The 22,342-nt window shown below is 63.5% G+C and carries 21 protein-coding genes and 3 tRNA genes; 13 read left to right on the top strand and 11 right to left on the bottom strand.

Annotated features, from left to right (window positions below; translation table 11 throughout):
- Positions 1-116: 116 nt before the first annotated feature.
- Positions 117-2,225 (top strand): polyribonucleotide nucleotidyltransferase, encoded by a 2,109-nt coding sequence (pnp, locus tag ACYQ2U_RS13335; RefSeq protein ID WP_459950950.1) that lies wholly within the window; start codon positions 117-119, stop codon positions 2,223-2,225.
- Between the two features lie 102 nt (positions 2,226-2,327).
- On the opposite strand, the gene dksA is transcribed toward pnp, so the two are convergent.
- Complete coding sequence (dksA, locus tag ACYQ2U_RS13330) at positions 2,328-2,756, bottom strand: RNA polymerase-binding protein DksA (protein ID WP_459950866.1); 429 nt, start codon at positions 2,754-2,756, stop codon at positions 2,328-2,330.
- A 160-nt stretch (positions 2,757-2,916) separates the two neighbouring features.
- On the opposite strand from dksA, the gene ACYQ2U_RS13325 reads away from it, so the two are divergent.
- The 6 genes from ACYQ2U_RS13325 (at position 2,917) to ACYQ2U_RS13300 (ending at position 5,423) form a co-directional block, all read left to right on the top strand.
- Positions 2,917-2,993, top strand: a tRNA-Pro gene (locus tag ACYQ2U_RS13325).
- A 34-nt stretch (positions 2,994-3,027) separates the two neighbouring features.
- A tRNA-Arg gene (locus tag ACYQ2U_RS13320) sits at positions 3,028-3,104 on the top strand.
- A gap of 40 nt (positions 3,105-3,144) precedes the next feature.
- Positions 3,145-3,220: transfer RNA gene (locus ACYQ2U_RS13315), tRNA-His, on the top strand.
- Positions 3,221-3,324: 104 nt separating this feature from the next.
- Positions 3,325-3,969, top strand: a complete 645-nt coding sequence (locus tag ACYQ2U_RS13310; RefSeq protein WP_459950865.1) for a hypothetical protein — start codon at positions 3,325-3,327, stop codon at positions 3,967-3,969.
- Positions 3,970-4,059: 90 nt separating this feature from the next.
- Positions 4,060-4,521: a tRNA adenosine(34) deaminase TadA gene (tadA, locus tag ACYQ2U_RS13305; protein WP_459950864.1), complete on the top strand. Its 462-nt coding sequence runs from the start codon at positions 4,060-4,062 to the stop codon at positions 4,519-4,521.
- Positions 4,521-5,423 carry a GNAT family N-acetyltransferase gene (locus tag ACYQ2U_RS13300; RefSeq protein ID WP_459950863.1) on the top strand — a complete coding sequence of 301 codons (903 nt, stop codon included), beginning with the start codon at positions 4,521-4,523 and terminating at the stop codon, positions 5,421-5,423. The genes tadA and ACYQ2U_RS13300 overlap by 1 nt, the downstream gene beginning before the upstream one ends.
- 14 nt (positions 5,424-5,437) lie before the next feature.
- On the opposite strand, the gene ybaK is transcribed toward ACYQ2U_RS13300, so the two are convergent.
- The 3 genes from ybaK to ygfZ are packed head-to-tail and all read right to left on the bottom strand — an operon-like array spanning position 5,438 to position 7,737.
- On the bottom strand, positions 5,438-5,929 hold the full coding sequence (gene ybaK / locus ACYQ2U_RS13295) for a Cys-tRNA(Pro) deacylase (RefSeq protein ID WP_459950862.1): 492 nt from the start codon (positions 5,927-5,929) through the stop codon (positions 5,438-5,440).
- A gap of 10 nt (positions 5,930-5,939) precedes the next feature.
- Positions 5,940-6,710, bottom strand: coding sequence for an NRDE family protein (locus tag ACYQ2U_RS13290; protein WP_459950861.1), 771 nt, complete (start codon positions 6,708-6,710; stop codon positions 5,940-5,942).
- 16 nt (positions 6,711-6,726) lie between these two features.
- Positions 6,727-7,737, bottom strand: coding sequence for a CAF17-like 4Fe-4S cluster assembly/insertion protein YgfZ (gene ygfZ / locus ACYQ2U_RS13285; protein WP_459950860.1), 1,011 nt, complete (start codon positions 7,735-7,737; stop codon positions 6,727-6,729).
- Positions 7,738-7,808: 71 nt separating this feature from the next.
- Here ygfZ and mltG point away from each other — a divergent pair, with 71 nt between their 5' ends.
- From mltG to ACYQ2U_RS13260, 5 genes are read left to right on the top strand one after another with little or no spacing between them, the layout of a single operon-like run.
- Positions 7,809-8,813, top strand: coding sequence for an endolytic transglycosylase MltG (mltG, locus tag ACYQ2U_RS13280; RefSeq protein ID WP_459950859.1), 1,005 nt, complete (start codon positions 7,809-7,811; stop codon positions 8,811-8,813).
- A complete protein-coding gene (tmk, locus tag ACYQ2U_RS13275) occupies positions 8,810-9,463 on the top strand; it encodes a dTMP kinase (RefSeq protein WP_459950858.1) in 654 nt (217 codons plus the stop codon). The genes mltG and tmk overlap by 4 nt, the downstream gene beginning before the upstream one ends.
- Positions 9,464-9,521: 58 nt before the next feature.
- Complete coding sequence (gene holB, locus ACYQ2U_RS13270) at positions 9,522-10,520, top strand: DNA polymerase III subunit delta' (RefSeq protein ID WP_459950857.1); 999 nt, start codon at positions 9,522-9,524, stop codon at positions 10,518-10,520.
- Between the two features lie 15 nt (positions 10,521-10,535).
- Positions 10,536-11,324 carry a TatD family hydrolase gene (locus ACYQ2U_RS13265; protein WP_459950949.1) on the top strand — a complete coding sequence of 263 codons (789 nt, stop codon included), beginning with the start codon at positions 10,536-10,538 and terminating at the stop codon, positions 11,322-11,324.
- Positions 11,308-12,042 (top strand): ankyrin repeat domain-containing protein, encoded by a 735-nt coding sequence (locus ACYQ2U_RS13260; RefSeq protein ID WP_459950856.1) that lies wholly within the window; start codon positions 11,308-11,310, stop codon positions 12,040-12,042. The genes ACYQ2U_RS13265 and ACYQ2U_RS13260 overlap by 17 nt, the downstream gene beginning before the upstream one ends.
- A 25-nt stretch (positions 12,043-12,067) precedes the next feature.
- Here ACYQ2U_RS13260 and ACYQ2U_RS13255 read toward each other — a convergent pair whose 3' ends face one another.
- From ACYQ2U_RS13255 to ACYQ2U_RS13225, 7 genes are all read right to left on the bottom strand, one after another.
- On the bottom strand, positions 12,068-12,532 hold the full coding sequence (locus ACYQ2U_RS13255) for a hypothetical protein (protein ID WP_459950855.1): 465 nt from the start codon (positions 12,530-12,532) through the stop codon (positions 12,068-12,070).
- Positions 12,529-13,374, bottom strand: coding sequence for a type II secretion system protein (locus tag ACYQ2U_RS13250; protein ID WP_459950854.1), 846 nt, complete (start codon positions 13,372-13,374; stop codon positions 12,529-12,531). Before ACYQ2U_RS13250 ends, ACYQ2U_RS13255 begins: the two co-directional genes overlap by 4 nt.
- A complete protein-coding gene (locus tag ACYQ2U_RS13245; RefSeq protein ID WP_459950853.1) occupies positions 13,371-13,844 on the bottom strand; it encodes a type II secretion system protein in 474 nt (157 codons plus the stop codon). Before ACYQ2U_RS13245 ends, ACYQ2U_RS13250 begins: the two co-directional genes overlap by 4 nt.
- Positions 13,834-14,280 carry a prepilin-type N-terminal cleavage/methylation domain-containing protein gene (locus tag ACYQ2U_RS13240; RefSeq protein ID WP_459950852.1) on the bottom strand — a complete coding sequence of 149 codons (447 nt, stop codon included), beginning with the start codon at positions 14,278-14,280 and terminating at the stop codon, positions 13,834-13,836. The genes ACYQ2U_RS13245 and ACYQ2U_RS13240 overlap by 11 nt, the downstream gene beginning before the upstream one ends.
- Complete coding sequence (locus ACYQ2U_RS13235) at positions 14,281-17,043, bottom strand: DUF6701 domain-containing protein (protein ID WP_459950851.1); 2,763 nt, start codon at positions 17,041-17,043, stop codon at positions 14,281-14,283.
- Positions 17,044-17,166: 123 nt separating this feature from the next.
- The gene (locus ACYQ2U_RS13230) at positions 17,167-17,637 is read right to left on the bottom strand and encodes a cyanophycin metabolism-associated DUF1854 family protein (protein WP_459950850.1); all 471 of its coding nucleotides are present in this window, start codon (positions 17,635-17,637) and stop codon (positions 17,167-17,169) included.
- A complete protein-coding gene (locus ACYQ2U_RS13225; RefSeq protein WP_459950849.1) occupies positions 17,634-19,919 on the bottom strand; it encodes a cyanophycin metabolism-associated ABC transporter in 2,286 nt (761 codons plus the stop codon). The genes ACYQ2U_RS13230 and ACYQ2U_RS13225 overlap by 4 nt, the downstream gene beginning before the upstream one ends.
- A gap of 221 nt (positions 19,920-20,140) precedes the next feature.
- Here ACYQ2U_RS13225 and ACYQ2U_RS13220 point away from each other — a divergent pair, with 221 nt between their 5' ends.
- The gene (locus ACYQ2U_RS13220; protein WP_459950848.1) at positions 20,141-22,321 is read left to right on the top strand and encodes a cyanophycin synthetase; all 2,181 of its coding nucleotides are present in this window, start codon (positions 20,141-20,143) and stop codon (positions 22,319-22,321) included.
- Positions 22,322-22,342: the final 21 nt, after the last annotated feature.

The following is a 22,342-nucleotide window of genomic DNA, read 5'->3' as shown; positions in this document are numbered from 1 at the left end:
CGGTGACCCCAGTTGAGGGCACCAATAAAGCCGGTTCGGCCATGGGGCCGTGCCGGCTTTTTTATTGTTGTTGAAAAGAATGACAAAAATTGTTGAGTGAAAGGAAAACTGTTGTGTTGAATCCAATCAAGAAGAGCTTTACCTACGGTGCCCATACCGTCACCCTGGAAACCGCTGAAATCGCCCGCCAAGCCGGCGGCGCCGTGATGGTGAACATGGACGACACCGTGGTGCTGGCCACCGTGGTCGGCGCACTGGCCGCCAAGCCCGGTCAGGATTTCTTCCCCCTGACCGTCGATTACGTTGAAAAGACCTACGCTGCCGGCAAGATCCCCGGTGGCTTCTTCAAGCGCGAAGGCCGTCCTTCCGAAAAGGAAACCCTGACTTCCCGCCTGATCGATCGTCCCATCCGCCCCCTGTTCCCCGATGGCTTCTATAACGAAGTCCAGGTGGTGTGTACCGTGATGTCCTGCAATCCCGAAGTGGATCCCGACATCCCCGCCCTGATCGGCGCCTCCGCCGCCCTGGCTATTTCCGGCATTCCCTTCAACGGCCCCATCGGCGCCGCCCGCGTGGGTTACATCGACGGCCAATACGTTCTCAACCCCACCAAGACCCAACTGCAAAGTACTCAATTGGACTTGGTGGTGGCCGGTACCGCCAGCGCCGTGCTGATGGTGGAATCCGAAGCCCAGCAACTGTCCGAAGAAGTCATGCTTGGCGCCGTAGTGTTTGGTCACGACCAGATGCAAGCCGCTATCAAGGCCATCAATGAACTGGTGGAAGTGGCCGGCAAGCCCGAATGGGATTGGCAAGCCCCCGCCAAGGACGAAGCCCTGATCGCCAAGATCAACGAACTGGCCGAAGCCGACATGCGCGAAGCCTATCGCATCACCAGCAAGCAAGCCCGCACGCAGAAGACCCGCGAAATCGGTAAGAAGGTGGTCGAGGCTCTGTGCGTGGAAGGTGGCCCCGATGCCAACACCGTCGGCAATCTGCTGTTCGAACTGGAAGCCCGCATCGTCCGCAGCCAGATCCTGGCCGGTGAGCCCCGTATCGACGGCCGCGACACCCGTACCGTGCGTCCCATCACCATCCGTACCGGCGTGCTGCCCCGCACCCACGGTTCCGCCCTGTTCACCCGTGGCGAAACCCAGGGTCTGGTGGTGGCCACCCTGGGCACCAACCGTGACGAGCAAATCATCGACGCCCTGCAAGGCGAATACCGCGAACGCTTCATGCTTCACTACAACATGCCTCCCTACGCCACTGGCGAGTGTGGCCGCGTAGGCAGCCCCAAGCGTCGCGAAATCGGCCATGGCCGCCTCGCCAAGCGCGCCCTGGTGGCCGTGCTGCCCAGCGCCGAAGAATTTGGCTACACCATGCGCGTGGTGTCCGAAATCACCGAGTCCAACGGTTCCTCTTCCATGGCTTCCGTTTGCGGCGGCTCCCTGGCCCTGATGGACGCCGGCGTCCCCCTCAAGGCCCACGTGGCCGGTATCGCCATGGGTCTGATCAAGGAAGGCAACCGCTTCGCCGTGCTGACCGACATCCTGGGTGACGAAGATCACCTGGGCGACATGGACTTCAAGGTGGCTGGTACCGACGCTGGCGTGACCGCCCTGCAGATGGACATCAAGATCCAAGGCATCACCAAGGAAATCATGCAAGTGGCCCTGGCTCAGGCCAAGGACGCCCGTCTGCACATCCTGGAAAAGATGAAGGCCACCGTGTCCGGTGCCCGTACCGAAGTGTCCGAGTTCGCCCCCCGCATGATCACCATCAAGATCAACCCCGAGAAGATCCGCGACGTGATCGGCAAGGGCGGCGCCACCATCCGTGCCCTGACCGAAGAAACCGGTTGTGTCATCGACATCACCGACGACGGCACCGTGACCATCTCCTCCGTCAATTCCGACGCCGCCCAGGTGGCCAAGAAGCGCATCGAGGAAATCACCGCCGTGGTGGAAGTGGGCCAGATCTACGAAGGCACCGTGCAGCGTCTGCTGGACTTCGGCGCCATCGTGCAAGTGCTGCCCGGCAAGGACGGCCTGCTGCACATTTCCCAGATCGCCAACGAGCGCGTCAATGCCGTGGCCGATTACCTCAAGGAAGGCCAAGTGGTGCGTGTCAAGGTCATCGAGACCGACGACAAGGGCCGCGTCCGCCTGTCCATGAAGGCCCTGCTGGAGCCTTCCGCTCCCGCTGCCGAGATCGGCGACTGAAGCGTACGCTGACCAACAAAAAAGGACGCCTCGGCGTCCTTTTTTGTTTTACCGAACCGGCAACGGCGCCGGTGGGAAAGGGCGGCGGGCCGCCCCGACCAATCATTTGGCCATTTGCTTCTCGCGGCGCTCTTCCAGTTCCTTGCAGTCGATGCACAGGGTGGCGGTGGGGCGGGCTTCCAGGCGCTTGAGGCCGATTTCGACGCCGCAGCTCTCGCAGTAGCCGTAGTCGCCGCTGTCGATGGCGGCGATGGATTCGTCGATTTTCTTGATCAGCTTGCGTTCGCGGTCCCGGTTGCGCAGTTCCAGGGCGATGTCGGATTCCTGGCTGGCGCGGTCGTTGGGGTCGGCGAAGACGGTCGCCTCGTCCTGCATGGTATGTACCGTCCGCTCGATGTCCTCCTGAAGCTCTTCCTTCAGGGAGTCCAAGATGCCGCGAAAATGCGCGAGCTGTTTCTCGTTCATGTATTCCTCGCCTTTCTTGGGCACATAGGCGGGAAATTGTTTCTTGTGCAGCAGATCTTCAGCCATTTTTGAAACATCCACGGGCGATGAAAAGCGGGCTTTATAAACGAAAGCCTAGACAGTCGCAAGCTAAAGTTTTAATGGGCCGGCTTCTCTTTCTCCAGGGAGAAAAACTAGCAAAAATGTTTGACCTGAATTACCGACACGGCTAGAATGCGCGCCTCTTCGGGGTATAGCGCAGCCCGGTAGCGCGCCTGCTTTGGGAGCAGGATGTCGAGAGTTCGAATCCCTCTACCCCGACCAGTTCGCTTCGAAGAGTGGTCTTGCAGTACCCGAACCGCCCGTAGCTCAACCGGATAGAGCACCGGCCTTCTAAGCCGGGGGTTAGGGGTTCGAGTCCCTTCGGGCGGGCCAGTAAAGTAGTATCCGCAGTAAGCGCCGATTTCAAACGGTGGTGGCTGTAGCTCAGTTGGTAGAGTCCAGGATTGTGATTCCTGTCGTCGTGGGTTCGAGTCCCATCAGCCACCCCAACTCCCTTTCTTCCCACGGTTTTCCCGGTATTTGTCGCCGGATTGCACCCTAAGGGTCACACTCCTGTTACCCTTCCTTCTGTCTTGACTGAAGGGAGGCGTGCATGAAGAAACCAGCAGCGAAGTCCGCGACAGCAAAAGCAAGCGTTGCCAAGAAACCCGTCGCGGCCAGCAAAACGGCTGCCAAGAAGGCTCCGGCGAAAAAGCCGGCCGTCAAAGCGGTTTCCAAACCCACCGTAAAAGCTGCTCCCGTCAAGCGAGCAGCCGCAAGACCGGCCGGTCGCAGCGTCAAGCCGGGTGCGCCCAAAACCGGCGAGGTATTGAACGAACTCAAGTCCTTGGCGAAGGAATTGAGTAAGGCCGCCAAGGGTTTGGGCAAGTCCTCCACCAGCGACAATCCCAAGAGCGTCGCCAACATTCTCGGCAGCGTCGAGCGCATGACCAGCGACGCCGCCAACAAGTCCCTGCTCGAAGCGGAGGCCGCCAAGGCGGTGCTGGACAAGCTCAAGCTCAACCTGGGCAAGGATTGGAGCCGCAAGGATATCGAGGCTGCTCTCAAGCTGGCGGATGATCACCTGACCAACATCATCGTCGCCCAGGAGTTTCAGGATCTGGCGGGGCAGGCCCTGCGCAAGTCCATGAAGGCCTTGGTGGGCGCCATCATCGTCGTCGAGGGTGGTGGCACCATAGAAGAAAACCGTCTGACCCAAAGCGAAGTGGACAATCTGCTCAACGAGTTGATGCCCTGATTCTTGGTCGATGGTAATTCGTGGAAGGGCCTGCCTTGCAGGCCCTTTTTCGTGGACGGGAACATGGGCAACACGGGCATAATCCGGCCCATGAACGAGACATTCATGCGCATGGCCCTGGACTTGGCCAAGGAGGCCGCGGCCCTGGGCGAGGTGCCCGTGGGGGCGGTGGTAGTGCGCGACGGCGAGGTGGTCGGGCGGGGCTTCAATCAGCCCATCGGCCGCCATGATCCCACCGCCCACGCCGAGGTCATGGCCCTGCGGGATGCGGCCCAGCGCCTGGGCAATTACCGCCTGCCCCATTGCGAGCTTTACGTGACCCTGGAGCCGTGTGTCATGTGCACCGGCGCGATCATGCACGCCCGCATCGCCAGGGTGATCTACGGCGCCAAGGATCCCAAGACCGGCGTCGCCGGCAGTGTCATCAATCTTTATCAGGAAACGCGACTCAACCATCATGCCCACGTCACTGGCGGCCTGTTGGCCGAGGAGTGTGGCCAGTTGCTGTCCTCCTTTTTCGCCGCGCGGCGGGGCAAGACCCTGGTGGCCTGATGTCTGACCAAGACCTGCGCCTCCGCATCAGTATTGCCGAGCAAAGCCTGGAGTTGCGGCAAACGGATGGCCGCTTGCTGGCCCGTTATCCCGTTTCCACGGCGGCCAAGGGCGCTGGCGAGGTGAGTGGCAGCTATCAGACGCCCCGGGGCAAGCACCTGATCCGGGCCAAGATCGGCGCAGGCCAGCCTGCCAATGCCGTGTTCGTCGCCCGGCGTCCGACCGGCGAGGTGTGGACCCCGGAACTGGGCGCCGCCTTCCCCGAGCGGGATTGGATTCTGACCCGGATTCTCTGGCTCTCCGGTCGGGAGCAGGGCTTCAATCGTTTGGGCGAGGTGGACACCATGCGGCGCTATGTCTACATCCATGGCACGCCCCCGGTCACCCGCCTGGGCGAGCCCGGTTCCCACGGGTGCATACGCATGGACAACGCCCAACTGATCGAACTATTTGACCGGGTGCCGCCCTATGCGCCGGTCAATATTGTCGAATTTTCCTTGCGCTCTGGTACCTGGGATGAACTGGCGTCCGCGGCCTACCTAGTCAGGGAGCAGGTTTTCGTGAGGGAGCAGGGCGTACCGGTGCACATGGAAGTCGACGAGTTCGACCCCGTCTCCCGTCATGTCCTGGCGCTGGGGCCCGGCGGGGAGCCGATCGGGACCGGCCGGCTGTTGCCCGATGGGCATATCGGCCGCTTGGCGGTGCTGTCGCCCTGGCGCGGCAAGGGCGTCGGCCAGGCCTTGATGGATCGACTGCTCGATGAGGCGGCGGCAGCGGATTTGGCCTCCTTGGCGCTTCATGCCCAAAGCCAGGCGATGGACTTCTACCGGCCCTTCGGTTTTCTCCCCGTCGGGGAGCCGTTCATGGAGGCCGGTATTCCCCACCAGCTCATGGTGCGGTAAGGCTGGTCCGGGCGTCAGTCCTTCAGCGCCACGGTGACCAGGGTCGGTCGCAGGGCTTTCTGGATATCGTGGGGATGCACGCCCACCAAATATCCCCGTCGTCCGCCGTTGATGTAGACCAGGGGTAGGTCCAGGATCGACTGTTCCATGTAAACGGGCATGGCCTTCTTGGTGCCGAAGGGCGAGGTGCCACCCACCAGGTAGCCGCTGTGGCGATTGGCGGTCTCCGGCGCGCAGGGGGCGACTTTCTTGCAGCCGATCTGGCGTGCCAACTCCTTGGTGCTCACCTTGCAATCGCCGTGCATCAGCACGATTAGGGGCTTGGCGGCCTCATCCTCCATGATCAGGGTCTTGACCACGGCATGTTCGGCGACGTTCAGTTCCCGTGCTGATACCTTGGTGCCACCATGCTCTTCGTAGGCATAGAGGTGGTTGGAATGGGCGATGCCGTGCTTGGCGAGGAATTGGGTGGCCGGTGTTTCCGGTGCGTGGTCGTTGTGTTTCATGGGGTTTTCTTCAACTCGACAGGGTAAAGACGAAGCGGTGGCGGGGACCGAGGCTGGCGTCCGGTAGCCAGCTTTGTTCGTCGTAACAGACGCGGTTTGAGCGGTGCCGCAGCAGCAGGGTGGAATTGCGGGTGCCGTAGTGTCCGCGGGCATCCTTGATGAAGGCGGCGGAGAGCATGCGCTCCAGTTCCAGGCTCACCCCCGTGCGCGGTAGCGTGTCATCGGGATGGACATGGTCGTCCCTCAGCAAATGGAACAGATTGCGCTCGTCCGGCAGTTCGTCCAGGGCCTGGGCCAGGTCAGACTTGGCGGCTTCGACCTTCGGCCAGGGAGTGTCCAGCAGTTCGTTGGAGAGGCCGTAAACCCCGGGCGCCAGGGCATGGATCTGCCCCGCAACGTTGCTGTACCAATAAATTTCCTGCCGGTCGCCCGCCAGCAGATTGAATCCGTTGAAGTCGCCGGCATGGGCGGCCAGGGATTGCAGATAGGGGAGGGGCGCCATGGCGCCGCACAGGAAATCGCTGACCAAGGGGCCGCGGGAAGGGGCCTCCCGGCGCATGTGGGCGGGGTCGCGGAAGTTGGTCAGGGCGGCGAAGCGCCCATGTTTCGTCGTGCCCATCCAGGTACCACCGGCCACCAAGTCCCGCCCCGCCAGGACTTGCGGATGGTCGGGCCAGAAACCGGCCGGCGCCGTGGGGCGGGCATGGAACTCATCCCGGTTGGCGGCGACCACCAGGGGGAAGTCGGGATGGGCTCGCCAGGCCAATAGGATCAAGCACACGGGGAGTCAGGCGCGGTCATTCCACCGCATAGGGAAGGGGCAGCAGGCTCAAGGCAGGGCCATCGGGACGCCCAAGGGTTAGCTGGCCGGCCTCGGCGCAGGAGGTCTGGATTACCGCGAGGACTTCGTTACCCCCTTGGGTCGGCGCCGACAGGACGATGTTGCCGCAGGCCTGCTCACCGGTTTCCGGGGCATAGACGGGGGTACCGGGCGACGCTTCCTGGCTTGCCACGGTAGCGCGGTACATGTGGCGCTTGATCTTGCCCAGGTACTGGGTGCGGGCGACGATTTCCTGGCCGGGATAGCAGCCTTTCTTGAAGGACAGACCGCCCACCTGGGCGAAGTTGATCATTTGGGGGATGAACTCCTCCTGGGTGGCAGCCAGGATGCGGGGTTCGCCGGCGGCGATGTCCACCGCCCGCCAGGCCTGGGTGCCCACCGGGGTTGCCCGGCTGGAAAGCCGCCGCCACAGGTCCAAGGCGGCATCGGCGTGCAGCGACAGCCAATAGCGGCGCTCGTCCCAGGCCAACACCGATCCCTGGGGAAATGCGGCGGTTGTGCCGGTTGCGGGGGCTGTGCCCGCCAGGTCGGCGACCAGTGCTCCGGCCTCGGGGCCGGCAATGCCCAGCAGCAGCCGATCAGCGCTGGCGTCGCTGAGCTTGACCTTGGCTCGCAGCACGTACATGGATAGTTTTTTCAGGATGACGGCGTGGATGTCAGCGGACAGGGACAACAACACGTCATCCCCTTCGCGCCAGAGACGGAAATCCGCCAAAAGGCGGCCCTTGGGCGTACAGAAACCGGCCTTGCGCAGTCCGTCGGCGGCCAGGCCATTGACGTCGTTGGTGAGCAGGTTGTGCAGGAAGGAAAGGGCTTCCTCACCGCTGGCGCGGATGACGGCGAAATCGTCCAAGGGGGCCACGACCGTGGCGCTGGCGACTGCCTGGACTTCCGCTGCGGGGTCGCCGATATGGGCCAGGGAGTCGGTCCCGATCAAGGCGGACCAAGGGCTGTTTTGTTGGGTCATGATGTTCTGGTCTCGGGCTGGGTTGGGGAGGGCTGGGCTATTATAGAGGCTCACTTTCTGCGCCCCTTTCAATGCGGTTTCTCAAGTATCTTTTCCTTGTCCTGCTGTTGGCTCTGTTGGTCGCGGCCGGCGCCGGCCTGTGGTTCGCCAGCCAGCCCCTACGACTGGCCACCAGCCCCCTTGAATTCGATATTCCGCCCGGTGACAGCCTGTCCGTCGCTTCGCGGCGCATGAGCGAGGCCGGACTGGGCTTCGCGCCCTGGCAGTTCTCCCTGTTCGGACGTTTGCTGGGCCGCGCCGCCGACATCAAGGCCGGTAGCTATCTGGTGGAGCAGGGCGTGACGCCCATGGGCTTGCTGGACAAGCTGACCCGGGGCGACGTCAATCAAAGCGAGCTGCTATTGGTGGAAGGCCGGACCTTCCGCCAATTGCGGGCGGCGCTGGATGCCCATCCCGACTTGCGCCACGAGTCCGCCGCGCTGTCCGATCGTGACCTGGCGCAGAAGCTGGGCTTGCCCACTGCCCAGCCGGAGGGCTGGTTCTTCCCCGATACCTACCTGTTCGCCAAGCAGTCCAGCGATCTTGATGTGTTGCGCCGGGCCCATCGGGCCATGGTGCGGCATTTGGAGGAAAACTGGGCGTCCCGCCAGAATGGCCTGCCCTATCGCAGCCCCTACGACGCCTTGATCATGGCCTCCATCGTCGAGAAGGAGACCGGCAAGCCTGCCGATCGCCCCCAGATCGCGGCGGTTTTCGTCAATCGCCTACGCAGCGGCATGCTGCTGCAAACCGACCCCACGGTCATCTACGGCCTGGGAGAGTCCTTTGATGGCAATCTGCGCAAGGGCGATTTGTCGAGCGATACGCCGTGGAACACCTATACCCGCCCCGGCTTGCCGCCCACCCCCATTGCCATGCCGGGGCTTGCCGCCTTGCGCGCGGCATTGCATCCGCCGCAAAGCGACAAACTCTATTTCGTCGCCCGGGGCGACGGCAGCAGCGAGTTTTCCCGCACCCTGGATGAACACAACCGGGCCGTGCAGCGTTATCAGAAGAGAAAGGCCAATCCCCAGTGAGCTCAGCGAGCCCAGCAAGCAGCCCCGCGCGCGGCAAGTTCATCACCCTTGAAGGCATCGACGGTGCCGGCAAGAGCACCCACCACGCCTGGCTGGTGGACTACCTGCAAGGCAAGGGCAAGACCGTGATTTCCACCCGCGAACCGGGAGGTACGCCCCTTGGCGAAAAGCTGCGGGCCTTGCTCTTGTCCGAGCCCATGCACATGGAAACCGAAGCGTTGCTGATGTTTGCCGCCCGCCGCGAGCACATCGCCCAGGTCATCGAACCGGCCCTGGCCCGGGGGGACTGGGTGGTGTCCGACCGCTTCACCGATGCCAGCTTTGCCTATCAGGGCGGTGGTCGCCAATTGGACTGGGACAAGCTCAAACAACTGGAAAGCTGGGTGCAGGGCGAGGGATCGCTGGCCTTGCGGCCGGACCTGACATTCCTGTTCGATCTCGATCCGGCCATTGCCCGGCAGCGGCTGGCCAGTACCGGGCATGCACCGGATCGTTTCGAGTTGGAGCAGCAGGCCTTTTTCGAACGGGTCAGGGCGGGCTACCATCGGCGGCGTGATGAGGCGCCTGCCCGTTACTGTCTGGTGGATGCGAGCCAGACCCGGGATGAAATAAAGAAACAACTTGAAGATAGGATCTCAAGTGTCTGTTAATCAATGCTTTGATTGGCATAAATCCCTATGGGATGAGCTTTGGCAAAGACCGGAAACCTTGCACCACGCCATGTTGCTGGCGGGTCCGGCCGGCGTCGGCAAGGGGCGATTTGCCGAGGCCCTGGCGGCCCGTTTGCTCTGTGAAAGCCCTCAGGGCAACCAAGCCTGCGGCCACTGCGAGGCCTGCCATTGGTTCGCCGGCGGCAATCACCCGGATTTCCGTCGGGTCGCCCTGGAAAGCGACGAGGAGCCCGAGGGGGGCGACGACGAGGCGCCCGCCAAGAAAAGCATCAAAAAAGCCGCAGCAGCCAAGAAACCGGCCAAACCCTCGACGGTGATCAAGATCGAGCAGGTGCGGGCCCTGGAGGACTTTATTTTCGTTGGCAGTCATCGCAATGGCCGCCGGGTGGTGATCGTCGAACCCGCCGAGGCGATGAATGCCGCGGCCGCCAATGCACTGCTGAAAGTACTTGAAGAGCCTCCGGCAAATGTTTATTTCTTAATGGTTTCATCGAATTGGCGCAATCTATTGCCGACCCTCCGCAGTCGCTGCCGCCAGATCAATTTCGGCCTGCCGGAGACGTCGGCCGCCGTGGCTTGGCTGAAGGCCCAGGGACTGAAGAATGCCGAGGACGCATTGCGTCTTTCGGGGGGCAGCCCCATCGCGGCCCTGGAAAATGCGGAAGCCGGCAAGGACGAAGGGGCGGCCAGCCTCATCGCCAGTTTGAGCGCCGGTGTTGCCGACCCCATCGCCACGGCGGCCCAATGGGATGCCCTGGTCAAGGGGGGCTACAGCAATGAGGAACTCGTGAACACCCTGCAAAAATGGTTGCATGACCTATTGCGTGCCGCCTTGGGGGCGCCGCCCCGTTTCCTGCTGTCCCAGCGGACGGCCTTGGCGCGCATCGCGGCCGCCTGCGACGCGGCTCGTTTGCTCAAGTTCCACAAGGAATTGCTGAGAATCCGGGCGACGGCCCGCCATCCCCTCAACCCCCAACTCTTTCTCGAAGACTTGGCGGCCCGCTATGCCATGGCGACGGCTGCCGCCAAGCGCTGAAATTTCCCCATGAACTTGCTTGTCGACTCCCACTGCCACTTGGATTTTCCCGATCTGGCCCAGCGTACCGATGCCATTCTGGCGGCCATGAAAGCCCAGGATGTCGGTTGGGCCCTGGTGGCCGGTGTGACCCTGGACCGCTTTCCCGCCGTGCTGGCCTTGGCCGAGCAGCATGACAACCTGTTTGCCGCCGTGGGCGTGCACCCCGACACCGAAGGGGACGCGGAAAACCCTGCCGTTGGCCTGAACGAGGAGGATCTACTGACCCGCGCCCGGCATCCCAAGGTAGTCGCCATCGGCGAAACCGGCCTCGACTACTACCGGCTCACCGGCGATTTGGAATGGCAGCGGGAGCGCTTCCGTGTCCATATCCGCGCCGCCAAGGCCTGTGGCAAGCCTTTGATCATCCACACCCGCAACTCCGCCGAAGATACCCTGGCCATCCTGCGGGAAGAGGGGGCGGGGGCCAAGACCGGCGTGTTCCACTGTTTCACCGAAACCGTGGCGGTGGCCCGGCAGGCCCTTGATTTGGGCTTCTACATCTCCCTGTCCGGCATCGTTACCTTCAAGAACGCTGCCCAGGTCAAGGAAGTCGCCAAGTTCGTGCCCCTCGATCGGCTATTGGTGGAGACCGATTCCCCCTATCTGGCGCCGACGCCCCATCGGGGCAAAACGAATGAACCGGCCTATGTCCGCCACGTGGCCGAATCCATCGCGGTGGAGCGCGCCATGGCCTATCCGGCCTTGGCCGAAGCCACCACCCGCAACTTTTTCACCCTGTTCGACCATGCCCAAGCCCACTAAGCCTTTTCCGCAGACGGTTCGTGCCCTCTGTCTATCCATCGGTATTTCCTTAGTTGCCGGTTCGGCCTTGGCCGGCGCCTACGACGATCTGATGGCCTTCGCCGCGAACAATGAAACCGAGAAGGTCCTTGAGTTGTTGGCGAAGGGTATGGACGTCAACACGACGGACCGGGACGGCACGACCTTGACCATGATCGCTGCCCGCACCAACAACCATCAGCTGCTCGACGTGCTGTTGAAGAACCGCGCCAGCCTGCTGAAAAGAAACCGGTATGGCGACGACGCCCTGATGTTGGCCGCCTTCAATGGCGACGTGGAGGCCGTGGAAAAGCTCGTCAAAGCCGGCGCCTGGGTGAACCATGATGGCTGGACGCCCTTGCACTACGCGGCTTTTCAAGGGCATGCCACCGTGGTGGCCTATCTGCTGGACCATGGGGCCGAAATCAATGCCCTGGCCGCCAACCAGCAAACCGCGCTGATGCTGGCCGCCCGCCATGGACACGGCCAGGTGGTGGCCCTGCTCAAACAAAAGGGCGCTGATCTGGGGCTCAAGGATCCCCAGGGCCGGACGGCCCAGGACTGGGCGCGGGAATCGGGAAATACCGGTCTGATCAAGGATTTGACGCCGCCGCCGGAGGCGCCCAAGCCCCTGGTGGAGCCAGTGACCGATACGGGGGCGGCACCGGCGACCGGCGAGGTCACCATCACCATCCAATAAGCACGGCGGTTTTGTCCGCTGCCGGCTAACTGCCGGTGGCGATCACCATGCGCCGCCGCTCCACGTAGCCGATCCGGCTGACGCTGGCATCGCTGGCCGGGCAACTCGTGGCCGGGCAGGCGACGGCGACAATGCGGTAAATCCTGACGGTCTTGGCGCTGCCCGGCGTGTCCTCCCCCTCGTTATAGAGCCAGGAATCGCAGGTCACGGTAACGTACATGCCGGTTTCCGTCGTCAGGTTGAGGGTTTTGCTTTGGCTGGCGGTGGCGCAGCTCGTATTGGCACCGGCCCAGTTCTGGTTGTTCAGGGCGTAATAAAGCCCCCATTCATTGCCTGCCCGGGCAGCCTGCCAGGCCCGTGCGGAGAGCACATCCTGGGCCAGGGTGGTTTGCTGCGTTGCGCCGAGGGCGACGATGGCCACGGAAATGCTGGCGAGCAGCACCAGCAGCACGATGGCGACGATGGCGCCGAATCCCTTTTGCCGCTTCATGGCACGTTGTCCACGTGGGCGCCGTGGGAAAGCACTACGCTTTCACCGCCGCTACCCAGTACCAGGCGCATCCAGAGGAAACCGCTTTGTTGGGTCGCCCCCTGATTGGGGTCATAGACGAAGGAACAGCCGGTGACATCGGTGGCGACGATATCGCCGCTGGTCGCGTTGCAGGTGGTGGCGGTCGCGCCGAAGGCGGCGGTGGTCCGGTACAGCTTGCCGCCGATGCAACTGTAGAAAACGGTTTGTTCGGCATTGGCCACCAGGGCGAAGCGTCCGCCGTCGTAACCAGCGGGGAAGGCGGTGCTGGCGATGGTGATCCGGTACAGGCCATCGCTGGTCCTGGGCAGGGTCGGGGCGCTTTGGATGGCACTGATTTGCCCCCGGTTGCCGCCGTTGTAGACGTCGCTCGTGTTCTGGTTGTCGATCACCACCCAGTCGTTGGCGCTGGGCAGGGTGGCGAGGGGGGAGAGAACATCGAACACCGTGGTGGCTTGGCTGGCATCCAGGGGGGCGCTGCACGTGGCCGACGGCGTGCAGGGCAGGGTGCCGCTGTCGTTTACGGTGTCGGAGGCCATGCGGTAGCGACCGCCGCCAATGGTGGGGACAAGCTGGAAACAACTGGCACTGTAGGATTGAATCGAGTTGGGCACCGCGGCGCGGATATCCTTGGTCATGCGCCGCAAGGCAGTGTCGGCCATGTCGGTCAGTTCGGCCCGGCGGCGGCTATCCACATAGCTGTCAAAGGCCGGCTTGATGTTGAGGCCGATCACCGCGAACAGGATGCCCGTCACCGTGATGACGACCACCAGCTCGATGAGGGTAAAGCCGCGATGCTTCATTGGGCGTAGGGGGTGCGCCACCCGGTGAGGGTTTGGACGTCACTGCCATGGTTGACCGTGACCACGATTTGCAGGGAATTCGCAATCCCCTGCCAAGTGCCGCTGCTGACGGCGACTTTCAGGTTATAGCCTTCCAGCCCGGCCACGGCCGTGCCCGTGATGTCGCAGAAACCGGTGGTCTGGTAGCCGTTGTAGTCGCGTACATCGTCGAATCCGGTACGCACGGCGGCCGTGCTGCCGCAGGTGGTGGCGCCATTGGTCGGCGCGGTACCGGAAACGGCGTGGGGCTTGAGCAGGATTTCTTCCATCACCACGTCGGCGATGGCCAGGGATTGTTTGAGCACCAGGGGGGCCGCGCTGTTGCGCACGGTATTCAAGGCTAGCAGCACGCCGGCCAGGCCCACGCTGATGACCGCGATGGCCACGATCAATTCGATCAGGGTCATGCCCCGGTTGGCGTTATTGGACATAGCCGCTCTTGCCGACCACGGTGATGGCGGGTTGGCCGCCGATGGCGAGGGTCCGGTCCGCCGCGGAGCCATCCGGCAGGAAACTGAAGCCGGCGGGAACCGGGCTGAAGTAGACGCTGCCGCTGTTCGGACTGGTCACCACATTCGTCGAGTCGCCGGGCAGGAGCAGGGCGGTGCTACAGGATGCGGTCGAGCCGCTGGCCAGGGCCATGGTCAGGGTGACGGTGGCCGCGCTGAAGCCGACACAGACCACGCGACGGTGGCTGGTGGCGGTTTTTTGCCCATGGCGCAGTGCGGCGACGGTTTTATCGTGGAAGGTCGCGGCCTGAAGCTCGATGTTGTTCCAGCGGGTCATGAAGCTGAAAGCCAGAATCCCCAACAGGACCAGCACGACCACCAGCTCGATGGTGGTGAATCCGCCGTGGGCTTTGGCCATTTAATACAGCTCCCGGATATGGACGGTGCGTTTGGTTTCGGGTGCATAGACGCCAAACGTGGCCCGGGCCGAGGGATCGCGGTCGTAGGTCGCGGCGCAATTGCCGTTGCGGGAGCGCAGCCAGGGCAGATTGGCCGCGGTGCCGCCATGGCTGGACAGGCAGGAGACATCGCTGCCGCTGCTGCCGAGGTCGGCCGCCACGTCCACGCTGCCCGTGGTGGGGGCGGGGGACTTCAACACCACATTGCCTTTGCCGCCGCTCAAGACCAGGGCGGTATTCACGCTGGTCTTGGCGGCAAGGGCACCACTCAGGAAGAAGCCGCTGACGGGGACGGTGGTGCAATTGTCGTCGCTATTGAGTACCCAACTGCTACCGCTCCAGTATTGGGCTTGCACCGGCAGGGAAAGGGTGGCGTTTTCGGAACCGAAGGCGTTGTACAGGCGCAATTGGCCGCTCCGGATGGGGCTGGTGCCTTCGCTGCCGCTGGCCGAAGACACGCCTTCGCTATCCACGGCGCGCAGGCGCAGGGTGTTGGCGGCGGTCAGTTTGGCCGCATAGCTGTAGCTGGGCGTGGCATTGGCGACGCCGGAGGAGAAGGCGGTAACGGCCAGGCTGGTGGGGGACAGGGTGCCACTGCCCGGATTGGCCGTGGTGCCGTCCGATGCCCAGGCGGAGAGCGTCGTTGCCTTGGCGAAGACGGGGGCACTGCCGTGGTAGTTGCGGGTAGTGTCGCCACCACTGTTCAGGGCGGTCACGGTGAGGGTCAGCGGCTGGCCCGAATAGGTGAAGCTGCCCGAGGGGCAGCCATGCTGAGCCACCGCCGTGGCAAAGTGGTGGGGGATGAAGCGGCCGAAATAGCTGGTTGCTGCCGTGTTGCCAAAGTAGCAGCCGTATTTCCCTCCAACCAGGGTATTCGAGTAGTCGCTGGTGCAGTCGCCCACCGCCTGGTCAACGAAGGTAAAGCTGTCGTCGTAGATGCCATTGATGCCCAGGCGGAAGTAACCTGCCTCGGTGTAAGTGAAACTGTTGCCGCTGGCGACGCCGGTGGCGACGTTGCCAGCGTTGAAACTGCCGGCAAGCACGCCGGTGGCAACGGCACCGCCATGGGCGACCGCCTGGGCGGTATTGATTTTCGGCGTACCGTTGTAGCCGGCCTGGGCGGTGGCGCTCAGGGTGAACGCGCCGCCGGCCGCCACCGTGGGCGTCGCAGTCGTCGAGCTGCCGCTGGCATCGGCGTTGGCGGAGGCGCTGATGGCGGTAAACCCGCTGGGACGTACGGCGAAATTGTTGGCACTGCACGAGGTCAGCCCGGAGGGGGCGCAATTCGTCGCATTGCAGACGAATTTGAAACGGACGTCCTGATAGGCGGTCGAGAGGGTTGCGCTGACCGTCAAACGGCCAGCGGCAAAACTGGTGACGGCATTGTCCACGGCCTGGGTGGCATCGGGCGTAAAGCAATTGTTGCCATCCAGGGCGCCACCGCTGGTTGCGCGGGCGATGAGGCTGACCGTGACCTTGCCGGTGAAGCTGCTGTCCACCGTGCCATCGGCCTTGAGCGCAACCAGGTCGGTCGAGAACGCGGTGCCGGCGAGGCGGGTGTATAGGCGACCGGCCGCCACTGAGCAGCTGCCGGAGGCGTAGTTGTGGCAGGCGTTGAAACGGGCGGTGTTTACTCCACTGGCGGTTGTGCAGCGTGGGTAGTCCGGTGGGCTGACGTTGGAATTGCTGTTCGACGTGCAGGTACCGTAGATGGTGCTGGAGGAGTCGATGCTCAGCGCGGTGCTCCAGTTGCCGGCGGTGACGTCGCCGTAGATGGTGGAGCCGCTGATGGTGACGTTGTTGTTGGAGGTGACGTTCACCGGCGTGCTGGGGGTGCCGATGGTGCTGTTGGTGATGGTGATGCGCACGTTGGTGGCGGTGATGTCGCCATCGGAAATGGTGGCACTGAGGATGGTGGCATTGGTGATGATGATGCCGCTGCCGCCGGCGGAATAGATGTTGCCGGAAACCGTGCCGCCGGTGATGGTGACGGTATTGTTGGTGCTGCTGATGCCGTTGCCGACGTTGGTGTTGCTGGTGGTTACAGCGCAACAGACCGAACTGACGCTGCCCGTGACCGATCCACCGCTCAGGGAAACGGCGCCGTTGCTGGCCGCCACGTTGCCAGCGAAGGTGGTGCCGCTGCTGGAAGTGACACCATTTTTGGCGGAGACATTGCCACCGACGCTGCCGCCGGAGATGCTCAGCCAGCCGTTGGTGGTAATGCCGCCGCTGACTGAGGAGCCGGTCAGCGTGATATTGCCCGAATCGGCGGTAAGGCTGCCGGTCACCGTGACAGTGTTGAGGGTGATGGCGCCGGAGCCGGTGACGATATTGCCGTTGACGGTGGTACCGGTCAGGGATGCATCTCCGGAGTCCGTGGTGACGCTGCCGTAGATGGTGCTGGTGGCACTGCTGGTGAAGTCGCCATAGGTGGTCGTCAGGTTGACCGTGACCGAGGAACTGCCCACGGTGTTGTTGCCCGACAGGGTGATTCCGGCCCGGGCGACGACGGTGATGGCGCTGGCGGGCAGGATTTTGTCGCCATTGGCCAGGTTGATGCTACTGGTGCAGGTCCACGTGCTGCCGGAGGATGACCAGCCGCTGGAACAGGTGGGGAAGCTGCCGCCGGAAAAAGTGTAGGTGGCGGCATACAGGGGGGCAAAAGCGGTCAGCAGCCAGCACAGGCAAAGTTGGAGCAGGCGGCGGATGCCTGTATTCATGGCCAGCATGTTCCAACGGCGCTGGGCGGGCGACCCATGGGATGGCGCGGCCTCTTGCTGGGGCGTCTGCCGACGAGGAGCGAGGTTGTGCCCGCCGTACATGCCTCGTCCTTCTCGCCCGGCTTATAGAAAACGATCCAGCAGCTTGCGGCTGTGGCGATCCAGGGCCGACGCGTCGCGGATCAGGTAGTGGATGCCGTTGCTGTCGGACACCAGCAGCACGGGGCCGCTGATGCGGCGGATGTCTTCTTCGCCCTTGAGGATGAAATCCACGGTGCCCCGGTCGGTTTCCACGGTCCAGGTGCTGGGGGTGACGAAGGCGCTGACGCCCTTGAGGCGGCGGATTTCGGGCATGAATTCCCGTCCGGCCAGTTCTTCTTCCACCAGTTGGCGGTGGTTTTCCGGCAGGTCGGTGAGTTGGTCGATCCACACCAGTTCGTGGCCGTCGGGGCTGACCAGGGAGATACCCCGGTCGGGCTGGCCGATGGGGAAGGCCCGCACGGGGACGATGCCCACGTGGGTTTCGCCGTTGCCGGTATAGACGAGGCGGCCCAAGGGGTCGCGGCTCAGTTGGTAGCTTTGATCGTGGCTCATGCGTGGGCCTCGCTGATGTCGAGGTTTTCGGCCAGGGATTCGGCGTGGCGCAGTTGCGCCTGATAGAGCCGCCAGTAGTGGCCCTGGGCGGCCATGAGTTCTTCGTGACTGCCCACTTCCACAATGCGGCCCCGGTCCATGACCACGAGGCGGTTGGCCTTGCGCAGGGTGGACAAGCGGTGGGCCACGGCAATGGTGGTGCGGCCTTGCACGAGGTTGTCGAGGGCCTTCTGGATTTCCTTTTCCGTGGTGGTATCCACCGAGGCGGTGGCTTCATCGAGGATGAGGATGCGCGGGTTGATGAGCAGGGCGCGGGCAATGGAGATGCGCTGGCGCTCGCCGCCGGACAGGGCCTGGCCCCGTTCGCCCACCAGGGAGTCGTAACCCTGGGGCAGCCGCAGGATGAACTCGTGGGCGTGGGCGGCCCGGGCGGCGGCAACGATTTCTTCCCGGGTGGCGTCGGGCTTGCCGTAGGCGATGTTGTCGGCGATGGTGCCAAAGAAGAGGAAGGGCTCTTGCAGCACCAGGCCGATATTGGCGCGGAAGTCGGCCACGGACAGGGAGCGGATATCCACGCCATCCACCTTGATCGCGCCTTCGCTCACGTCGTAGAAGCGACAGATCAGGTTGACCAGGGTGCTCTTGCCGGAACCGCTGTGGCCGACGAGGCCGATCATTTCACCGGGGGCGATGTCCAGGTTCATGTTGCGGATGACGGCGCGGCTGCCGTAGCGGAAGCCCATGTCGCGGATTTCGATGTGGCCGGTGATTTCGGGCAGCTTGGCGGGGGTCACCGGCTCGGGCACGCTGGAAACGTGGTCGAGGATGTCGAAAATCCGCTTGGCGCCCGCGGCGGCCTTTTGGGTGACGGAGACGATGCGGCTCATGGAGTCGAGCCGGGTGTAGAAGCGGCCGATGTAGGCCAGGAAGGCGGTGAGCACACCCACGGTGACCTGATTGCGGGACACCAGCCAGATGCCGAAGCCCCACACCACCAGCAGGCCGATTTCGGTGAGCAGGGAAACCGTGGGGGAGAACAGGGACCAGACCTTGTTGATGCGGTCGTTCACCAGCAGGTTGTGCTTGTTGGCGTCGCGGAAGCGGTTGGCCTCGCGCTTTTCCTGGGCGAAGGCTTTCACCACGCGGATACCGGGAATGGTGTCGGCCAGCACGTTGGTGACTTCGGACCAGACCCGGTCGATCTTTTCAAAGCCGGTGCGCAGGCGGTCCCGCACCACATGGATCAGCCAGGCGATCAGCGGCAGGGGGAGCAGGGTGGCAATGGCCAGGGTGGGATTGATGGAGAACAGGATGCCCGCCGTGAGGACGATCATCAGCACGTCGGAGGCGAAGTCCAGCAGGTGCAGGGAAAGGAAGACGCAAATGCGGTCCGACTCCGAGCCGATGCGGGACATGAGATCACCCGTGCGCTTGCCGCCGAAGTATTCGAGGGAAAGCCGCAGCAGGTGCTCGTAGGTGCTGGTGCGCAGGTCGGCGCCGATGCGCTCGGACACTAGGGCCAGGATGTAGGTCTTGGCCCAACCCAGGCCCCAGGAGAGCAGGGCGGCGGCCAGCAGACCGCCCAGGTACATGCTGACTTCCCTGGGATCGATGGGAGCGCCGTTCTGGAAGGGAATCAGCACGTTGTCCATCAGGGGCATGGTCAGGTAGGGTGGCACCAGGGTGGCTGCGGTGGAGCCCAGCATGAGCAGGAAGCCGGCGAGCAACTGGCCCTGATAAGGCTTGGCAAAGCGCCAGAGGCGGAACAGGGTCCAGGTGGAGGGCGGGGTGGAAAGCTCCCGGCTGCAAATGGGGCATTCCTCCTGGTCGGCGGGGATGGGGTTCTTGCAGCTGGGGCAGAGGGTTTCTTCAGGCGGCAGCGGTGTCTGGCCGGTTTTCAGGTACTCAATGCGCCCCTCAAACTGGCCCAGTAGGCGCAGGGCAACCGGGTTGTGGCCCAGGGTGTAGCGCCACAGCGCCAGGCGGGTACCGTTCTGCACCAACTCCAGGCTGCCTACGCCGGCATGGTCATGCAGGCTTAATACCTGATCCGTCGCAAGGGGGATGTCGAGCCATTCGCGGGCGCCGGGCTGCCGGGCTAGCAGGCGGCGGTCGGTCAATACCAGCAGGCCCGGGGCAAAATGCAGGCGTGCATCCAGATCGGTTTCCAGCCAGGCTAGCGGGGTTTCCCCCTCGGTCAGGCGTTCCGAAACCTGGGTTTGCCAGGAATGCGGCAGGGGCGTGGGGGCGTTGGCGGGGGTGTTGCAGGTTTGGACGGTCATGGGCGTAGCAGTATACCCGCCCTTAGGCCCCCAATTCCGGCTTGCCTTGGGGGTTTAAGGGCCGATTAGCCTGGGTTTCCCCGTCCTCCGACAAGAACGTCCGAGAGGATGGGGCTGTATCATTACAAACCATTACAAGGCTGCCCTTCATTTTGCTGACAAGGGGTAAACCAAACCTCCGGCACCGCGTTAATCCGATCATCTCGTTCGTCCCTCTGCCCATGAGCCACAACAAGAAAGACATCGAATTCCTCCGCATCATTCATCTCCAGGGTCCCAATATGTGGACCTACCGTCCGGTGCTCGAAGCCTGGATCGACATCGGCGTTCTGGAAGACTGCCCCTCCAACAAGATTCCCGGTTTTTACGAACGACTCTCCGCCTGGTTGCCCAGCCTGATCGAGCATCGCTGTAGCTATGAAGAGCGCGGCGGTTTCCTGCGGCGGGTGCAGGAAGGTACCTGGCCCGGCCATATCCTGGAACACGTGACCCTGGAACTGCAAAACCTGGCCGGCATGCCCGGCGGTTTCGGTAAGGCCCGGGAAATGAACAAGCGCGGCCACTACAAGGTGGTGGTGCGGGCTTGGCATGAGGAAGTGACCCGCGAAGCCCTGTTCGCAGCTCGGGAACTGATCCTGGCGGCCATGAATGACGAACCCTACGACGTGGCGGCCACCGTTGAGCGACTGACCGACCTGGTGGATTCCCGCTGCCTGGGGCCTTCCACCGCCAGCATCGTGGATGCCGCGGACGACCGGGACATTCCCGCCATTCGTCTGCTGGAACAGGGCAATCTGGTGCAGTTGGGCTACGGCGCCGCCCAGCGCCGTATCTGGACGGCGGAAACCGACCGCACCAGCGCCATTGCCGAAACCATCTCCCGCGACAAGGATCTGACCAAGACCCTGTTGGAATCCTGCGGTGTGCCGGTGCCGGAAGGCCGTCTGGTGGATAGCCCCGAAGATGCCTGGGATGCCGCCGAAGACATCGGCGTGCCGGTGGTGGTGAAGCCCTATGACGGCAATCATGGCCGCGGCGTGTTCACCAACCTGACCACCCGCGAGCAGGTGGAAACCGCCTATGGGGTGGCCCTGGAAGAGGGTAGCGGTGTGATCGTCGAGAAGTTCATCGAGGGCTGTGAGCATCGCCTGCTGGTGGTGGGCGACCGCCTGGTGGCCGCCAACAAGGGCGACGAGGCCAAGGTGATCGGTGACGGCAAGCAGACCATCTACGAGTTGATCCAGAGCCAGATCAATTCCGACCCTCGTCGTGGCGACACCGAGGAACACCCCCTCAACCGCATTCGCATCAATTCCAACAGCCTGCTGGAAATCCAGCGCCAGGGCTTCGCCGACGAAGATGCCGTGCCGCCCGCCGGCGTCGAGGTGATGGTGCAGCGTACCGGCAACCACGCCTTTGACGTGACCGACGAAATCCATCCCCAGACCGCCGCCATTGCTGCCTTGGCCGCCCGCATCGTGGGTCTGGACATCGCCGGTATCGACCTGGTGGTGAAGGACATTTCCAAGCCCCTGGCCGCCCAGGGCGGTGCCATCGTCGAGGTGAACGCCGGCCCCAGCCTGTTGATGCACCTGAAGCCCGCTGTCGGCAAGTCACGCCCCGTGGGCAAGGCCATTGCCGACCACTTATTCCCGGCGGGGGATTCGGGACGGATTCCGGTCGTCGGCGTTTGCGGTACTGCCGGCAGTGCCATGATTTCCCGCCTGATCGGACGTCTGCTGCAATTGGCCGGCAAGTACATCGGCGTGGCCTGTGCCGATGGCCTTTATCTGGACCACCGGCGCAGCGAAGCCGGCGACCGGGCCCATTGGGAACCGGCCCGCCGCCTGCTGATGAACCGCGCCGTGGAGGCTGCAGTGATTGAAAACGGCTTCGACGTAATCCTCAGCGAGGGCCTGGCCTACGATCGTTGCCAAGTGGGGGTGGTGACCCGCATCAATCCGGCCAAGCACCAGGAAGAGATGTATATCGACAGCCCTGAAATGGTGGCCAAGGTGGTTCGTACCCAGGTGGACGTGGTGCTCAAGGAAGGCGCCGCCGTCCTTGACGCGGACGATGCCCTGGTCCGCGAACTGGGCCAGCTGTGCGACGGCGAGGTGATCTTCTTCGCCCGGGACCGGAGCAATCCCACCGTGACAGCCCATTTGGGCGAGGGCAAGCGTGCGGTCTTCCTGCTGGATACCCGCCTGGTGCTGGCCAAGGGCCGGGACGAAACCCTGTTGTTGGATCTGGCCGCCTCGCCCCTCAACGGCAGCCTGTCCGACCCGGATGCCGCCTCCCACGTGCTGGCCGCCGTCGGCGCCGCCTGGGCCCTGGGCCTCTCTCCCGAGATCATCCGGGCAGGGGTGGAAACCTTCGAACTCGATCCGGCCACCATCTAAGCCGGCTTCACGGAATACATC

This window comes from Denitratisoma sp. agr-D3 (genome assembly GCF_054658675.1).
Note: the sequence above shows the minus strand (reverse complement) of the source record. Positions and strands in the feature narration are given on the sequence as shown.

Bases quoted from the DNA above. Each gene is read 5' to 3' on its own strand.
- dksA (WP_459950866.1), bottom strand. From the start codon at position 2,756: ATGGCTGAAGATCTGCTGCACAAGAAACAATTTCCCGCCTATGTGCCC.
- ACYQ2U_RS13310 (WP_459950865.1), top strand. From the start codon at position 3,325: ATGAAGAAACCAGCAGCGAAGTCCGCGACAGCAAAAGCAAGCGTTGCC.
- tadA (WP_459950864.1), top strand. From the start codon at position 4,060: ATGAACGAGACATTCATGCGCATGGCCCTGGACTTGGCCAAGGAGGCC.
- ACYQ2U_RS13300 (WP_459950863.1), top strand. From the start codon at position 4,521: ATGTCTGACCAAGACCTGCGCCTCCGCATCAGTATTGCCGAGCAAAGC.
- ybaK (WP_459950862.1), bottom strand. From the start codon at position 5,929: ATGAAACACAACGACCACGCACCGGAAACACCGGCCACCCAATTCCTC.
- ygfZ (WP_459950860.1), bottom strand. From the start codon at position 7,737: ATGACCCAACAAAACAGCCCTTGGTCCGCCTTGATCGGGACCGACTCC.
- mltG (WP_459950859.1), top strand. From the start codon at position 7,809: ATGCGGTTTCTCAAGTATCTTTTCCTTGTCCTGCTGTTGGCTCTGTTG.
- ACYQ2U_RS13260 (WP_459950856.1), top strand. From the start codon at position 11,308: ATGCCCAAGCCCACTAAGCCTTTTCCGCAGACGGTTCGTGCCCTCTGT.
- ACYQ2U_RS13255 (WP_459950855.1), bottom strand. From the start codon at position 12,532: ATGAAGCGGCAAAAGGGATTCGGCGCCATCGTCGCCATCGTGCTGCTG.
- ACYQ2U_RS13250 (WP_459950854.1), bottom strand. From the start codon at position 13,374: ATGAAGCATCGCGGCTTTACCCTCATCGAGCTGGTGGTCGTCATCACG.
- ACYQ2U_RS13245 (WP_459950853.1), bottom strand. From the start codon at position 13,844: ATGTCCAATAACGCCAACCGGGGCATGACCCTGATCGAATTGATCGTG.
- ACYQ2U_RS13240 (WP_459950852.1), bottom strand. From the start codon at position 14,280: ATGGCCAAAGCCCACGGCGGATTCACCACCATCGAGCTGGTGGTCGTG.
- ACYQ2U_RS13235 (WP_459950851.1), bottom strand. From the start codon at position 17,043: ATGAATACAGGCATCCGCCGCCTGCTCCAACTTTGCCTGTGCTGGCTG.
- ACYQ2U_RS13230 (WP_459950850.1), bottom strand. From the start codon at position 17,637: ATGAGCCACGATCAAAGCTACCAACTGAGCCGCGACCCCTTGGGCCGC.
- ACYQ2U_RS13225 (WP_459950849.1), bottom strand. From the start codon at position 19,919: ATGACCGTCCAAACCTGCAACACCCCCGCCAACGCCCCCACGCCCCTG.
- ACYQ2U_RS13220 (WP_459950848.1), top strand. From the start codon at position 20,141: ATGAGCCACAACAAGAAAGACATCGAATTCCTCCGCATCATTCATCTC.